Source organism: Streptomyces sp. MI02-7b, assembly GCF_033793585.1.
Classification (GTDB): Bacteria; Actinomycetota; Actinomycetes; order Streptomycetales; family Streptomycetaceae; genus Actinacidiphila.
Genome location: NZ_JARAWX010000028.1, coordinates 92,519 through 108,021, shown reverse-complemented (window position 1 = coordinate 108,021; position 15,503 = coordinate 92,519). Strand labels below are relative to the sequence as shown.

The window sequence follows — 15,503 nt, the reverse complement described above, 5'->3', positions numbered from 1 at the left end:
CCCGCGGCCCCCGTCGCCGCCTCAGGAGGCCGCCGCGACACGCCGCAGCGCGGCCTGTCGGAGCAGACCCGGGCGGTCCCGCCGGCGCAGGCCCGGCGCACCGCCGGCCGGGCCGCCGAGGCCGGGAGCCGGATGGCCGGGGCCATAGGAAGCTGGGCCCGTCGGCTGGCCGCGGGGCGTGGCCCCGCCGACGGCACGGGGCCGGACGGGGCCGCCGGCCCGGGCCACGACGTCACCGACGCCGCCGGGCTGCGCGACCGGTGGCCGGACCCCGCCGCCGTGCTGCTGACCGCCCTCGGGCCGGGCCCGCGGCTGTGGGAGCGCGCCCCCGGACACCCGGACACGCTGACCGTCCGCCTGGGCACCGCCGACCTCCCCGCCGAGGACGGCTACCGCACGCTGCCCGCCGTCCCCTTCACCATCGACCTGCGCGACCCGCACACCCAGGTGCTCGGCCTCGCCGGCCCGCGCCCGCGGCTCACCGGGCTCGCCCGGGCCGTGATCGCCCAGCTGTGCGCCCTGCACGCGCCCGGCGCGCTGGAGGTGGCCCTCCTGGCCGCCGACCGCTCCCGGCCCGCGGAACAGCGCGCGGAGGAGTGGGCCTGGCTGAACTGGCTGCCGCATCTGCGCCCCGCCCACGGCCAGGACTGCCGGCTGCTCACCGCGACCGACCGCGAGCAGGCCGAGGCCCGCGTCGCCGAGCTGGTCCGGCGCATCGAGGAGGGCCCGCTCGGGAACGGCTGGGCGACGGCGACCGCGGAGGCGGTCGCCAAGGCCGCCGCCGATCGCGAGGGTCCGCACACCCTGCTGGTCGTGGACGGAGACCCCGGCTCGGCCTACCTCGGCGAGGCCGTCGACCGGATCGCCGCCACCGGGCCGTCCGTCGGCGTCCATGTGCTGTGCCTGGCCGAGAGCGCGGAACGACTGGCCGCCCAGTGCGGCGCCGTCGCCGTCCTGGAGGGCGACGTGGCCACCACCTTGCGCATTGAGCCGCACGGCCCGGAACGGATGACGGTCGAGGCGGTCTCCACCGCCTGGGCCGAGCGGTTCGCCCGGGCCCTGGCACCGCTGCGCGAGGGCGATGCCGCCGCGCCCCGCGTCACCCGCACCGCGCTGCCGCGCACCGCCCGCCTCCTGGACGAGCTGGACCTCGGCCTGGCCACCCCGGCCAAGATCGCCGCCCGCTGGGCCGAGCCCGCGCCCTCCGGCGGTGCCGCCGCGGCCGTCCTCGGCGCGGGCCCCGGCGGCCGCGTCCTGGTCGACCTGGTCGCCGAGGGCCCCCATCTGCTGGCCGGCGGCGCGCCCGGCTCGGGCAAGACCGAACTGCTGCGGTCCGTCGCCGCCGCCCTGGCCGCCGCCGAGCGCCCGGACCGGCTCGCCCTCGTGCTGGTCGACGGCGCGGGCACGGAGCGCGGCGAGGGCCTGCGGGTCTGTACCGACCTGCCGCACGTGTCCACGTACCTGTGCGCCTCCGACCCGGTGCGGATGCGCGAGTTCGCGCAGGCCCTGGCCGGGGAACTGAAGCGGCGCGAAGAGCTGCTGGACGGGCTGGACTTCCGGCAGTGGCACGACCGCCACCGCGTGCCGGTGGTGCCGCGCCAGGCCGAGCCGGGCCGCGCGCCGGCCGCCGCGGGGGAGACGCAGCCACAGGGCGCGGTCCGCGTGCAGACGCGCACCGCGGCACCGCTGCCCCGTCTCGTCGTCGTGGTCGACGACTTCGACGCGCTCGTCGCGCCCGCCCTGGGCAGCCCCGGCCGGCCCGCCGCCGGCTCCGTCGTCCGGGCGCTGGAGAGCGTGGCCCGCGACGGCGAGCGTCTGGGCGTGCACCTGATCGCCGCCACCGGCCGTCCCGAGCGCACGGCCGGAACCGAGGCGGACGACGCCGCGCGGCTGCGTATCGCGCTGCGCACGGAGGAGCCGGAGTCCGCGGCCCTGCTGGTCGCCGTCGAGGAACCGGCCGCCCTGGACGACACGCTGCCCGGCCGCGGCTATCTGCGCCGCCCCGACGGGGCCGTCACCGCCTTCCAGGCCGGCCGGGTCAGCGGCCGCATCCCGCGGACGGCCACCCTGCGCCCCACCGTCGTCCCCCTGGAATGGGACCGCATGGGCGACCCGCCGACCCGCCGCCCGGTCCGCGAGCTCGGCAACGGCCCCACCGACCTCGCGCTTCTGGCCAGTGCCCTGCAGCGGGCGGCGGAGTCCGCGGCCGCGGATCCCGCGCCGCCGCTGCTCTGACCCGGGGGTGACCACCACCGCATTCCCGGGCCCGCGGGGTGCGGGAACGGGGGTGCGGTGGCGGGACCGCCGAAGCTTCGCCGCCCACCCGGTACGCTGGGGGACGTGGCAGTCCTGGATGTATCCGAAGAGCTCAAGTCCCTCTCCTCGACCATGGGGTCGATCGAGGCCGTTCTGGACCTCGACAAACTGAGGGCCGACATCGCCGTGCTCGAGGAGCAGGCGGCGGCGCCGTCGCTGTGGGACGACCCCGAGGCGGCCCAGAAGATCACCAGCAAGCTGTCGCACCTGCAGGCCGAGCTCCGCAAGGTCGAGGCGCTGCGCGGCCGGATCGACGACCTGGCGGTGCTCTTCGAGCTCGCCGAGGCCGAGGACGACGCGGACACCCGCGCCGAGGCCGAGGCCGAACTGGACTCGGTCCGCAAGGCGCTGGACGAGATGGAGGTCCGCACCCTCCTGTCCGGCGAGTACGACGCGCGTGAGGCGCTGGTCAACATCCGCGCCGAGGCGGGCGGCGTCGACGCCGCGGACTTCGCGGAGCAGCTCCAGCGCATGTACCTGCGCTGGTCCGAGCGGCACGGCTACGCGACCGAGATCTACGAGACCTCGTTCGCCGAAGAGGCCGGCATCAAGTCCACGACCTTCGTCGTCAAGGCGCCCTACGCCTACGGCACACTCTCCGTCGAGCAGGGCACGCACCGCCTGGTGCGCATCTCGCCCTTCGACAACCAGGGCCGCCGCCAGACCTCCTTCGCGGGCGTCGAGGTGCTGCCGGTCGTGGAGCAGAGCGACCACGTCGAGATCGACGAGACGGAACTGCGCATCGACGTGTACCGCGCCTCCGGCCCCGGCGGCCAGGGCGTCAACACGACCGACTCCGCGGTCCGGATCACCCACATCCCGACCGGCATCGTGGTCTCCTGCCAGAACGAGCGCTCCCAGATCCAGAACAAGGCCAGCGCCATGAACGTGCTGCAGGCCAAGCTGCTGGAGCGGCGCCGCCAGGAGGAGCAGGCCAAGATGGACGCCCTCAAGGGCGACGGCGGCAACTCGTGGGGCAACCAGATGCGTTCCTACGTGCTGCACCCGTACCAGATGGTCAAGGACCTGCGCACCGACTTCGAGGTCGGCAACCCGCAAGGCGTCCTCGACGGCGACATCGACGGCTTCCTGGAGGCGGGCATCCGCTGGCGGAAGCAGCAGGAGCAGGCCGCGGCGGTCTGACGCCGGCGTCGAGCGTTCACCGTTCACATCTATTCGTCGTTCGCACAACTGCCGCCCTGATGGGCGGCAGTTGTGCGTTTCGGATTACGGCGGAGCAAGCAATCGGCCGCCACCGCAGGTCATTCCAGGTAATGCGGCCGGAATGACCTTGACGACGCTGCGCATTCTGGGAATTGTCGTGCACGGCATGCGTATGACCGGGGCGTGAGCGAACGGGGGCGAGCCCGGGCCGGCCCGAATCCGGATCCCGAGTACGTCCCGTTGAGGCTCCCCTGTGCACGCCGCTCCCTTGACGCGTGCCGCGCAGGCCGGACGGCGCCACCGGTACCACCACGGACGGCACCGCTACGGAAGGCGCCGACGGGGCCACGACCGGCGAGACCGCGACGGACGGTGGCAGCACCACGGACGGCGGGTCCTCGGCCGACGGCGGCTCCACGGGCTCCGACGGCGGCACCCGCACCGACGGCGGCAGCACCACCGGCGATTCCGGCGGCGACACCGCCCGCGCCGTCTCCGGTGACAGCGTGAGCTGCGTGGAAGGCACCGGCACCGACGACGCGGGTAGCGGCGAGGTCGTCACCCAGGGTGACACCAAGGAGGGTCTGGCCGGGACCGGTGCCGGGGAGACCGGTTTCCTGCTGATCGGCGCCGCCACCGTGATCGCGGGCGGCATCGGATTCCGCCTGATGCCGCGCCTGGCCGGCGGGTCGCAACACCACCGTGTGATCGCGCGATTGCGTACGGCGAGGGGCCCGGGACGTCATCGACGTCCCGGGCCCCTTCCGCTGCGGGTGGTGCCGCTACGCGGTGGCCTCGTGAACCACCCATGCCACGGCGAGCAGCGCCACGAGCAGGGCGATCAGGGCCGCCGGCGTGATGGCGGCGAAGGGGTTCTCCTGCTGCAGGCGTGCACGGTGGGCGCGGCAGACCGCGCAGCGGCCTTCGCTGACGGGGCCGGCGCAGTTGGCGCACACCAGTCGGTCGACTGTCATGCGGTCGCCTCCTCCCAATGCGGCCCTACGGCCGCTCCATGAACAACGCGCGTCGGGGACGGTCCGTTCCCGGGTCCCCCCACCACTGTGCCAGTTTCCGGGGCGGCAGGCGCGCCCCGCGCGATTCCCGCGACTTCGAAGAGTGACCCGCGAGGCCAATGCCCACTTTGTCTGCTTTGGCCGGTGAATAAACGCACCAACCCGGACCGCGAACTGCGCGGCCCCTCGGCGTTCGCGTAAGGTCGCCTCCGATCCCCTGTATCCGGAGTGCGACCGTGATCCGATTCGACAACGTCTCCAAGACCTACCCCAAGCAGAACCGTCCTGCACTTCGGGACGTTTCGCTGGAAATCGAGAAGGGCGAGTTCGTCTTCCTGGTGGGCTCCTCGGGCTCCGGGAAGTCCACCTTCCTGCGGCTCCTGCTGCGCGAGGAGCGCACGGACACCGGCACGGTGCACGTCCTTGGCAAGGACCTGGCCCGGCTGTCGAACTGGAAGGTGCCGCACATGCGCCGCCAGCTCGGCACCGTCTTCCAGGACTTCCGCCTGCTGCCCAACAAGACGGTCGCGGAGAACGTGGCGTTCGCCCTCGAGGTGATCGGCAAGCCGCGCGGCACCATCCGCAAGACGGTCCCCGAAGTGCTCGACCTGGTCGGCCTCGGCGGCAAGGAGGACCGTATGCCGGGCGAGCTCTCCGGTGGTGAGCAGCAGCGTGTCGCGATCGCCCGCGCGTTCGTCAACCGCCCGATGCTCCTCATCGCGGACGAGCCGACCGGAAACCTCGACCCCCAGACCTCGGTCGGCATCATGCGCCTTCTGGACCGCATCAACCGCACCGGGACCACGGTGGTCATGGCCACCCACGACCAGAACATCGTCGACCAGATGCGCAAGCGCGTCATCGAGCTCGAGAAGGGGCGGCTGGTGCGCGACCAGTCGCGCGGCGTCTACGGCTATCAGCACTGATCCCCGGCCCTGGACATCGCAAGCCCGCTGAAAGGACATCATGCGCGCCCAGTTCGTGCTCTCGGAGATCGGCGTCGGCCTCCGCCGGAACCTGACCATGACCTTCGCGGTCATCGTCTCCGTCGCCCTCTCCCTCGCGCTCGCCGGCGGCTCGTGGCTCGCCCGCGAGCAGGTCGACTCGATGAAGGGGTACTGGTACGACAAGGTCCAGGTGTCGATCTTCCTCTGCAACAAGAACGACGCCAAGACCGACCCCAACTGCACCAAGGGCGCCGTCACCGAGGAGCAGAAGCAGGACATCGAGAAGCAGCTCAAGGCGCTGCCGCTCGTGGAGAAGTACTTCCACGAGAGCGCGGAGGACGCGTACAAGCACTACAAGGAGCAGTTCTCCGACTCCCCGCTGGCCGATTCCCTGACGCCGGATCAGATGCAGGAGTCGTTCCGGGTCAAGCTCAAGGACCCGACCAAGTTCCAGGTGGTCGCCAGCGCCTTCCAGGGCCGCCCCGGCGTCCAGGAGGTGCAGGACCAGAAGGCCCTGCTGGACAACCTGTTCGGGCTCCTCAACGGCATGACGCTGGCCGCCCTGGTGGTCCTGGCGTTCATGCTCGCGGTGGCGATGATGCTGATCGTCAACACCGTGCGCGTGTCGGCGTTCAGCCGCCGCCGCGAGACCGGGATCATGCGCCTGGTCGGCGCGTCCAGTTTCTACATCCAGATGCCGTTCATCATGGAGGCCGCCTTCGCCGGCCTGGTCGGCGGCGGCCTGGCGTGCCTGATGCTGCTCGTGGGCCGCTACTTCCTGATCGACCACGGCCTGTCGCTGCAGACCAAGGTCCCGCTGATCAACTTCCTCGGCTGGGGCGAGGTCGTGCAGGTGCTGCCGCTGGTGCTGGTCGTGGGCATGCTGATGCCCGCGGTGGCCGCCCTGATCGCGTTGCGCAAATACCTCAAGGTCTGATTCGCGCAAAGGGCGCCGTACGGCCAACTTTCCGTACAGCGCCCGGTTCTCGCCTAGACTGCCCGACGTGCTGAGCCACTGTCTGTCCGGGAAGCCGCGCCGCGTCGGCCGCGCGGCCGCCCTGACCTTGGTGTTCGGCGCGGTTCTGGCCACCGGGGCGGCCACCGGTTCCTTCGGTGACGCACTCGGCGGGGACCGGCAGGCGCGGAGTTCCACCCGCATCCCGGCGGGTGCGGTGGCCGACACCGACGAGATCGCCGAGGCCATCGCCGACGGCAAGGTCGGCCCGCAGGCCGCGGAGGCCCTGGTCAGCCGCAGCGGCGACCGCTGGTCCTCGTTCTACACCGCCCAGGAGTACGAGGGCTTCCAGCACTCCCTCGACGGCCGGTATGTGGGGGTCGGGCTCTGGGTGCGCCGCGTCGAGAACGGCCGTATCGAGATCGACCGCGTGCAGTCCGGCAGCCCCGCCGCCCGGGCCGGCGTCCGCGCCGGGGACCGGCTGCGCACCATCGACGGCACCGATGTCACCGGCCGCCCCGTCACCGAGGCCGTCTCCCGGCTGCGCGGCGTGGGCGACGCCGGCACCACCGTCGTCCTCGGACTGGAACGCGGCGCCCGCTCCTGGGAGGTCGCGCCCCGGCGCGCCCTGCTGCCGACCGAGTCGGTACGGGTGCGGCACCTGCCCCACCGCATCACCGCCGTCAAGGTCGACGCCTTCACCAGGGGCGCGGCCGGGCAGGTCCGCCGGGCGCTGGCCGCCCGCACCGCGGGCGAGGGCATACTCCTGGACCTGCGCGGCAACTCCGGCGGCCTGGTCACCGAGGCCGTCGGCGTGGCCTCGGCCTTCCTCGACGGCGGCCTCGTCGCCACGTACGACGTCCACGGGCGGCAGCAGGCGCTGTACGCCGCCGACGGCGGCGACACCGAGACGCCGCTGGTCGTCCTCGTCGACGGCGGCACCATGAGCGCCGCGGAGCTGCTGGCCGGTGCCCTGCAGGACCGGGGCCGGGCCGTGGTGATCGGCTCGCGCACCTTCGGCAAGGGCTCCATCCAGATGCCCAGCCGCCTCCCGGACGGCTCCGTCGCCGAACTCACCGTCGGCCACTACCGGCTGCCCGCCGGGCGCAGCGTCGACGGACGCGGTGTCGAGCCGGACCTGAAGATCTCCGGCGGCACCGATGCCGGTGCCGAGGCCCTGGAGATCCTGGACGGCCTCGGCGCCTCGGCGCGCTGACCTCGCGTCCCCGGCGGCCCGCCGCGGAATCCGGTACCCCGAGCGGCCCCGGAGTGCGAGAATGGCCGCGCTATGGCAAAGGAAACGGGTCGCAAACTGATCGCGCAGAACAAGAAGGCGCGGCATGACTACCACATCCTCGACACGTACGAGGCCGGCCTGGTGCTGACCGGCACCGAGGTGAAGTCGCTGCGTCAGGGGCGTGCCTCCCTGGTCGACGGCTTCGGCCAGCTCGACGGCGGCGAGGCGTGGCTGCACAACGTCCACATCCCCGAGTACACGCAGGGGACGTGGACGAACCACACGGCGCGGCGCAAGCGCAAGATGCTGCTGCACCGGGCGGAGATCGACAAGCTCGTCCAGAAGTCCCAGGAGACCGGGCACACGATCGTGCCGCTCGCCCTGTACTTCAAGGACGGCCGGGCCAAGGTCGAGATCGCGCTCGCCCGCGGCAAGAAGGAGTACGACAAGCGGCAGACCCTGCGTGAGAAGCAGGACCGCCGAGAGGCCGACCGGGCGATCTCGTCGGCGCGCCGCCGGCAGCGCGAGGGCTGACCGCGCCGCCGTGGCGCGCCTGCCCGGCACGCCGGACTGACACTCCGTCCGGCCGCGCTGTCCGGCCCGCCGGAAATACGCTGGCCTCGGTGCGTGTTGTTCACGTACGATGGCGGCAGCACCACCGGACGGCGACGCCCGGTGTGCAGCTTGAAAAATCAACATGGGGATGATCGGTTTCGACTGGGGATGTCGAAGCAGGGGAAGCGAGCCGAGAAAGCGGCAATGATCTCGTAAACCATATGCCGAAAAAAACAATCGCCAACTCTAAGCGCGATTCCTCCGCCTTCGCTCTCGCTGCCTAATTAGCAGCTAGCGAAGACTCCGCGGAGTGTCAGCCCGGGGCTGTTCCCGACCCGGATCCTGGCATCAGCTAGGGAACTAAACCACTGAGTCCGGCCACGGGACTCGGTGGGAAATCAAACAGTGGCTGGGCCCGTCGGCGGCTTGTCCGCGTGACTGCCGGGGCCGAGAAAAGCACAGCGGACTGCGCTCGGAGAAGCCCTGGTTCCGCACCACAGGACGCGGGTTCGATTCCCGCCATCTCCACATCCCTCGGGAGGCGTCGCCTGCCCGCGCACTGCGCGGCGGACGGCGCCTTTCGTCATTCCCGGGCCGGGGCCGCCCGCAGGGTCACCGCCGCGATCAGCGCGGCGGCGGCCGAGGCCGCGGCGGGCACCGCGTACGCGGCGGCCGGGCCCCGGCTGTCCGCCACCGCGCCCGCGACGAAGGAGCCGGCCGCGATGCCACCCAGCAGGGCGGTGACGGCGAGGGCCATTGCCTCGTTCAGGCGCCCCGGCGGCACCGTCCGCTGGATGCGCGCCATGCCGTTGATCATCGTCGGCGCGGTGGCCATGCCCGCGACCAGCAGTGCCGGGGCGAGCAGCCACAGGCCGCCCAGATGTGCCGCGAGCAGCGGGAGGAGCATCAGGCCCGCCATCGCGGCGACGCTCGCCGCGAAACGGTCGCGGGGCGGCCGCAGCCCGTACAGCAGTCCCGCCGCGCAGGAGCCGGCCGCCTGGAGCGCCAGGACGGCCCCGGCGGCCCCGCGGTGCCCCTGCGCGGCGGCGAAGGCGACGGTGGTGACCTCCATCGCGCCGAAGACGGCCCCCGTCGCCAGGAACGTGCACAGCACCGGCGGCACCGCGGCCCGCCCCGCGGCCCCCTCCCGCGGGCGCGGCACCGGCGGTGGCTCCGTGCCGCGCTGCGCCGCGAACAGCACGATCCCGCAGAACAGCAGCACCGCCCCGGTCACCGTGCCCGCCTCCGGGAAGAGCGCGGTGCACAGGAAGGCGGCCAGCACCGGGCCCAGCATGAAGCACACCTCGTCCGCCGCCTGCTCGAAGGACTGGGCGACGTGGCGGGCCCGCTCGTCGTGCCGGTACAGATGCGCCCAGCGGGCCCGGGACATGCCGCCGGTGTTCGGGGTCGTCGCGGTCGCCGCATAGGCGGCGAAGAGCGTCCAGGGCGCCGCGTGCAGCCGCACGCACAGCACCAGGGCCAGCGAGCCCAGCGCGGCCAGCGCCGCCGCCGGGACGGCGATCCGGCCCTGCCCGTACCGGTCGGTCATGCGGGCGGTCCAGGGGCCCACCACGGCCGTGGCGGCCAGTCCGGTGGCGGTGACCGCCCCGGCCAGTGCGTACGAGCCGTAGCCCGCCGAGATCATGACGACCGCGCTGACCCCGAACATGCCCGCGGGGAGGCGGGCCATGAGGTTGCCGGCGGTGAAGGCGAGGGCGCCGGGCGGGGCGAAGATCCGGCGGTAGGGCGCGAGGCTGCTGATCACCCCACCACCCTCGCCGCGGGCCCCCGCGGCGGTCCAACACCTGATCAGCGCCCATTGACGCACTTTCGTTGTGAGTGCGGGGCGTGTTGAATGAGCGGATGCCGCACGACCTCGACCCCCGTCTGCTGCGGGCCTTCACCGCCGTCGCCGAGGAGTTGCACTTCACCCAGGCCGCAGCCCGCCTCTACGTAGCCCAGCAGGCGCTCAGCCGCGACATCCGGCGTCTGGAGGCCGCGCTCGGCACGGAACTGTTCGCGCGCACGACGCGCAGCGTGCGGCTGACCCCGGACGGCGAACGGCTGCTGCCGCACGCCCGCCGGGTGCTCGCCGCCCACGACGAACTCGTCGCCGCCTTCGCGCCCGCCGGGCGCCCCCTGCTGGTCGACATCGGCGCCCCGGTCGGCACCGCGTCGCGCGTGCTCGACGAGGCCCGCGCCGCCGCCCCCGAGCTGGAGCTGACCGCCCGCTTCCACAGCGGCCTCACCGGCGCCGCGGCGGAGATCCTCGCCGGTCGCCTGGACGTCTCCTTCGGCCGGGTCGCGGGCCTCGCCCCGGCCGTGCTCTCCCGCCTGGACCACCTCCCCGTCCGCTACGAGCGCATGGCCGTCCTCCTCCCCGGCGACCACCGGCTCGCCGCCCTGCCCGAGGTACCGCTGGCCGCGCTCGCCGGCGAGGCGCTCTACGCGGCCGCCGGCAACCCGCACACCGCCGAGTGGACCGACCTCGCCGAGCGGCTCTTCGAGGGCCGCGGCATCGCGGTGGCCGCGCCGTTCCCGGAGATCGACGGCAAGGACGAGTTCGTACGGCTGGTCACCAAGCACCGCTGGCCGGTCCTGGCCAGCACCGAGTTCATCGACCTGCCCGGCTTCGTCCTGCGTCCGATCACCGCCCCCGTGCCGCTCACCCCCGTGTCCATGGTCTGGCGGCGCGGGCTGCGCCACCCCGGACTCGACGCCCTCCGCGCCGCGGCGCGGAGGCTCGCCTGCGCGGACGGCGGATGGCTCGCCCGCCCTCCGCACTCCTGGCTGCCCGCGCCCGACGCGCGCCTGATGACACCGCCCGGCCCGCCGGCGCCGTAACACCGCGGAAATCCCGGCGAACCCGCACCGTCATCGATGCTTGGCACCATGCGCGGATCGGCGGGCGGGCGGGCAGGCGGGTCCGGGGCCCGGGACGGTGCCGGACCTGCGCGCACGTGCGCCCGGGGCGGAGCGAGGCGGGATCCATGCGACGGCGGGACGCGGACGTGCCCCCGCTCGCGGGCTTCACCGTGGGCGTGACCGCCGCCCGGCACACCGACGAACTGGCGGAGCTCCTTCAGGACCGCGGCGCCGCGGTGGTGCGGGCCCCCGCACTGCGCGTCGTCCCGCTGCCCGACGACATCGAACTGCTCGCCGCCACCGAGCGGTTGCTCGACCGACCGCCCGATGCGGTCGTCGCCACCACGGCGGCGGGCTTCCGCGACTGGATCGGTGCCGCCGACGGCTGGGGCCTCGGGGACGTACTGCGGGAGCGGCTGCGACAGGCCGAACTCCTCGCCCGCGGGCCGGGAGTTCGCGACGCCGTCCGCGCCACCGGGCTCCCCGCGGTGTGGTCGCCGGGCACCGCGTCCATGGCCCAGGTCCTCGCCCGGGCCCAGGTCCTCGCCCGCCTCCTCGGCGCGGGCGTGGCCGGCCGGCGCGTCGCGGTCCAACTGCACGGCGAGCCGCCGCCCGGCGTCGGCCAGGCGCTGCGCCGGGCCGGCGCGGAGGTCGTCGGCGTCCGCGTCCACCGCTGCGTGCCGTCGGACGACACCGCCCCCGTCGACCGCCTGCTGGACGCGGTCGCCGCCCGCACGCTCGACGCCGTCGCCTTCACCAGCGCCCCGGCCGCCGCCGCCGTGCTCGAACGCGCAGACCGCCGGGGGATGCGCGCCCGCGTCCTCGACGCGCTCCGGCAGGAGGTGCTGCCCGCGTGCGTCGGGCCGGCGGCCGCCCGTCCGCTGCGCGGCCACGCGGTGCCCGTCGTCCATCCCGAACGCTTCCGCCTCGGGCCGCTGGCCGAGCTCTTGGCCCGCGAACTGCCCGGCCGGGTGCGCCCGTTGCACGTCGCGGGTCACCGCCTGGAGATCCGGGGCCACGCCGCCGTCGTGGACGGCGCGCTCCGCGCCGTCCCCCCGGCGGGTATGGCCCTGCTGCGGGTGCTCGCCGCACGCCCCGGCCTGGTCGTCCCCCGCCCCGAGCTCCTGGCCGCCCTTCCCGGCGCCGGGCGCGACGGACACGCGGTCGAGACCGCCGTGGCCCGCCTGCGCACGGCCCTCGGCGCCCCCGAGTTCGTCCGGACCGTCGTCGGACGCGGCTACCGCCTCGCCCTCGATGCCCCGCCGCCTCCCTGACCCGGCGGGCGTCGCGTGACGTCCCGCCCGGGCGCCGCGGCGCACCCCGGGGACGGGTTCCGTTTCGCGCCGGGGGCTCGGGGGAGGACCTCCGGAGGAGGTGGCACTCGGATGGGAGCGACCGCGGCGCGGATGCACCTGCGCTTCGACACGGGACGGACGAGCCTGGACCTCGTGGCGGCCGCGGCGCCCGGCCCCGCCGCCGGCCCCGGTGCAGGCTCCCCGGAGCGGCTGGTGGAGTGGCTGCGCGGCGCGGGCCTGGTGCCGCGCGGCACCGAGGTCCCGGCGGACGGCGGATGGGCGCGGCGGTTCATGGAGCTCGGGGCCGTGGTGGCGCGCCTGGTGGAGGCACGGCTGGCCGGGCGGACCGCCGACGACGGGGACGTGGAGGCGCTGAACGACGCCGCGCTCGCACCGCCGCCCCCGCCGCGTGCGGTGCGCGCGGCGGACGGGACACTGACCCGGGGACTGGCGGCGGAGCCGGACTGCGCGGGACTGCTGGGCGCGGTGGCGCGCGACGCCCTGGACCTGCTGACCGACCCCGTCGCGGCGGGCCGCCTGCGCCGTTGCGAGGGCGACGGGTGCACCCTTGTCTACCTGGACACCTCGCGCGGCCGCCGGCGCCGCTGGTGCAGCAGCGAGACCTGCGGCAACCGCGAACGGGTGGCCCGCCACCGCAGGCGCGCCGGCGCCACGGCGACACGCATCTGACTGGGCGGAAAACCCCTGGTTGGCGTACGGTGGCAGGCTGCTCCGTTCGCGGGGCGCGGCGCACGACGTACGGAAAGAAAAAGAATGGGGGTCCTGCGTGGCAGCGGTCCGGGACACGGAGATCGCGGTCGAGCAGACGCATCTGGACCGGGTGTACGACCGGCTCGAGGAGAAGATCCACGAGGCGGAGTTCCTGATGGACGACGCGGTCAAGCGCGGCCATGTCGGTACGCCGGGCGCGCTCGCGGAGCGCGACGCGCAGGTCTTCCGCGCGGGTCTGCACCTGAACCGGCTCAACGCGGAGTTCGAGGACTTCCTCTTCGGCAGGATCGACCTGCTGCGGGGCAAGGACGGCAAGAAGGGCCCCGACGGTGCCTACACCTCCGTCGAGCCGGCCGACGACGCGATCGGGCCCGACAACACGGCGGAGATCTCCGAGACCCTGCACATCGGCCGACTCGGCGTGCTCGACGCCGAGTACGCCCCGCTGGTCATCGACTGGCGGGCGCCGGCCGCCGCGCCGTTCTACCGGGCGACCCCGGTCGCACCGGGCCGCGTCGTGCGCCGCCGCGTCATCCGCTCCAAGGGCCGCAAGGTGCTCGGCGTCGAGGACGACCTGCTGCGCCCGGAGCTCGCGACCGGGCTGCCGGTGGTCGGCGACGGCGCGCTGATGGCGGCGCTCGGCCAGGCCCGCAGCCACACGATGCGCGACATCGTCGCCAGCATCCAGGCCGAGCAGGACGTCGTCATCCGGGCCCCCGCCGCCTCGGTCACCGAGGTCACCGGCGGCCCCGGCACCGGCAAGACGGCGGTCGCCCTGCACCGCGCGGCGTACCTGCTCTACCAGGACCGGCGGCGCTACGCGGGCGGCATCCTCGTGGTCAGCCCGACGCCGCTGCTGGTGGCGTACACCGAGGGCGTGCTGCCCTCGCTGGGCGAGGAGGGGCAGGTCGCGATCCGGGCCGTCGGCTCGCTCGTGGACGGCGCGGAGGCGACGACGTACGACGATCCGGCGGTGGCCCGGATCAAGGGCTCGCTGCGGATGCTGAGGGTGCTGCACCGGGCGGCCCGGGGCGCGCTGGAGGACGGGAACTGCCCGGAGCGGCTGCGGGTGGTGGCCTTCGGGCGCCGTCTGGAGCTGGACGCCGCGGAGCTGTCGGGGATCCGGCACGCGGTGCTGGGCGGCACCACGCCGGTCAACCTGCTGCGGCCGCGGGCCCGCCGCCTGCTGCTGGACGCGCTGTGGCGCAAGGCCGACCGCCGCTACGACGACGCGGAGATGGCCGCGGAGGCCCGCGAGGCCTTCGACGACGACGTGGCCGAGGAGCAGGAGTTCCTGGACTTCCTGGCCGCGTGGTGGCCCGTGCTGACCCCGCGCGGGGTGCTGGCCGCGCTCGCGGACGAGAAGCGGCTCGGGCGCTGGGCGCGGCGGGTGCTGACCCCGCCGGAGGTCCGCCGGGTGGCGCGTTCGCTGCGCCGGCTGGACGACGCCGGCAACGGCGCGCTGTCCGTGCACGACGTGGCGCTGCTGGACGAGCTGGAGGCGCTGCTCGGCCCGCCGCCGAAGGTGCGCACCCGCGAGGCGGACCCGCTGGACCAGCTCACCGGTCTGGAGGAGGTCACCACGTTCGCCGACCGGATGGCCGGCGGCCGCCGCTCCCGCCAGGAGCGGCTGGACGCCGAGCGCACCGAGTACGCCCACGTCATCGTGGACGAGGCGCAGGACCTGACGCCGATGCAGTGGCGCATGGTGGGCCGCCGGGGCCGGGCCGCGACCTGGACGGTGGTGGGCGACCCCGCGCAGAGTTCGTGGACCGACCCGGACGAGGCGGCGCTCGCCCGCGACGAGGCCCTGGGCACCCGCCCGCGGCGCCGCTTCACGCTGACGGTGAACTACCGCAACCCGGCCGAGATCGCCGATCTCGCGGCCAAGGTGCTCGCGCTCGCGATGCCGGGCAGCGAGTCGCCGCGCGCGGTGCGCTCCACGGGCGTGGTGCCGCAGTTCGCCGTCGCGGCGGGCGGCCGGACGGGCGAGGCGGTGCGCGCCGAGGCCGAACGGCTGCTGGGCGAGGTCGAGGGCACGGTGGGCGTCGTCGTGGCCATGGGCCGTCGTGAGGAGGCCCGGCGCTGGCTGGCGGGGCTGGGCGAGCGCGTCGTGGCGCTCGGCAGCCTGGAGGCCAAGGGGCTGGAGTACGACGCGACGCTGGTCGTGTCCCCCGCGGAGATCGCGGACGAGTCGCCCGCGGGGCTGCGCGTGCTGTACGTCGCCCTGACCCGCGCCACGCAGCGTCTGACGGTGCTGTCGGGCGGGCGGGACCTGCCCGACGCGCAGGGCGTGCCGGACCTGCTGCGGGACTGACCGGAACACAGAACGGCGGGGCGCCCTTCCAGGAGAAGGGCGCCCCGCCGGACGTCTGTGACACCGACCCGCCATGCTCGCCTCGCGGCAAGTGGGCGCTCGAAGCG

12 protein-coding genes and 1 other RNA gene are annotated in these 15,503 nt (G+C 74.4%); 11 read left to right on the top strand and 2 right to left on the bottom strand.

What is annotated here, in order from left to right; all coding sequences use genetic code 11:
- Together PV364_RS34155 and prfB are read left to right on the top strand one after the other, a co-directional pair.
- Nucleotides 1-2,235, top strand: a 2,235-nt coding sequence (locus tag PV364_RS34155) for an FtsK/SpoIIIE domain-containing protein (protein WP_319664537.1), incomplete at its 5' end; no start/stop codon positions are given.
- A 105-nt stretch (nucleotides 2,236-2,340) separates the two neighbouring features.
- Nucleotides 2,341-3,459, top strand: a complete 1,119-nt coding sequence (gene prfB, locus PV364_RS34150; protein ID WP_319664536.1) for a peptide chain release factor 2 — start codon at nucleotides 2,341-2,343, stop codon at nucleotides 3,457-3,459.
- Nucleotides 3,460-4,262: 803 nt separating this feature from the next.
- Here the strand turns inward: prfB and PV364_RS34145 are convergent.
- Nucleotides 4,263-4,454, bottom strand: coding sequence for a hypothetical protein (locus PV364_RS34145; protein WP_319664535.1), 192 nt, complete (start codon nucleotides 4,452-4,454; stop codon nucleotides 4,263-4,265).
- Nucleotides 4,455-4,729: 275 nt separating this feature from the next.
- Between PV364_RS34145 and ftsE the strand changes: the two genes are divergently transcribed.
- The 5 genes from ftsE (at nucleotide 4,730) to ssrA (ending at nucleotide 8,718) form a co-directional block, all read left to right on the top strand.
- On the top strand, nucleotides 4,730-5,419 hold the full coding sequence (ftsE, locus tag PV364_RS34140) for a cell division ATP-binding protein FtsE (protein WP_319664533.1): 690 nt from the start codon (nucleotides 4,730-4,732) through the stop codon (nucleotides 5,417-5,419).
- 40 nt (nucleotides 5,420-5,459) lie between these two features.
- On the top strand, nucleotides 5,460-6,377 hold the full coding sequence (ftsX, locus tag PV364_RS34135) for a permease-like cell division protein FtsX (protein WP_319664531.1): 918 nt from the start codon (nucleotides 5,460-5,462) through the stop codon (nucleotides 6,375-6,377).
- 67 nt (nucleotides 6,378-6,444) lie between these two features.
- Complete coding sequence (locus tag PV364_RS34130) at nucleotides 6,445-7,611, top strand: S41 family peptidase (RefSeq protein WP_319664529.1); 1,167 nt, start codon at nucleotides 6,445-6,447, stop codon at nucleotides 7,609-7,611.
- A gap of 72 nt (nucleotides 7,612-7,683) precedes the next feature.
- On the top strand, nucleotides 7,684-8,166 hold the full coding sequence (smpB, locus tag PV364_RS34125) for an SsrA-binding protein SmpB (RefSeq protein WP_319664528.1): 483 nt from the start codon (nucleotides 7,684-7,686) through the stop codon (nucleotides 8,164-8,166).
- A gap of 165 nt (nucleotides 8,167-8,331) precedes the next feature.
- Nucleotides 8,332-8,718: a transfer-messenger RNA gene (gene ssrA, locus PV364_RS34120) on the top strand.
- A 52-nt stretch (nucleotides 8,719-8,770) separates the two neighbouring features.
- On the opposite strand, the gene PV364_RS34115 is transcribed toward ssrA, so the two are convergent.
- Nucleotides 8,771-9,877: an MFS transporter gene (locus PV364_RS34115; protein ID WP_319664551.1), complete on the bottom strand. Its 1,107-nt coding sequence runs from the start codon at nucleotides 9,875-9,877 to the stop codon at nucleotides 8,771-8,773.
- 173 nt (nucleotides 9,878-10,050) lie between these two features.
- Here PV364_RS34115 and PV364_RS34110 point away from each other — a divergent pair, with 173 nt between their 5' ends.
- From PV364_RS34110 to PV364_RS34095, 4 genes are all read left to right on the top strand, one after another.
- A complete protein-coding gene (locus tag PV364_RS34110; RefSeq protein ID WP_319664527.1) occupies nucleotides 10,051-11,031 on the top strand; it encodes a LysR family transcriptional regulator in 981 nt (326 codons plus the stop codon).
- A gap of 146 nt (nucleotides 11,032-11,177) precedes the next feature.
- A complete protein-coding gene (locus tag PV364_RS34105; protein ID WP_319664526.1) occupies nucleotides 11,178-12,326 on the top strand; it encodes a uroporphyrinogen-III synthase in 1,149 nt (382 codons plus the stop codon).
- 111 nt (nucleotides 12,327-12,437) lie between these two features.
- A complete protein-coding gene (locus PV364_RS34100; protein ID WP_319664525.1) occupies nucleotides 12,438-13,037 on the top strand; it encodes a CGNR zinc finger domain-containing protein in 600 nt (199 codons plus the stop codon).
- Nucleotides 13,038-13,134: 97 nt separating this feature from the next.
- Entirely contained in the window at nucleotides 13,135-15,396 is a 2,262-nt protein-coding gene (locus PV364_RS34095) for a HelD family protein (RefSeq protein ID WP_319664524.1), read from the top strand.
- Nucleotides 15,397-15,503 lie beyond the last annotated feature (107 nt).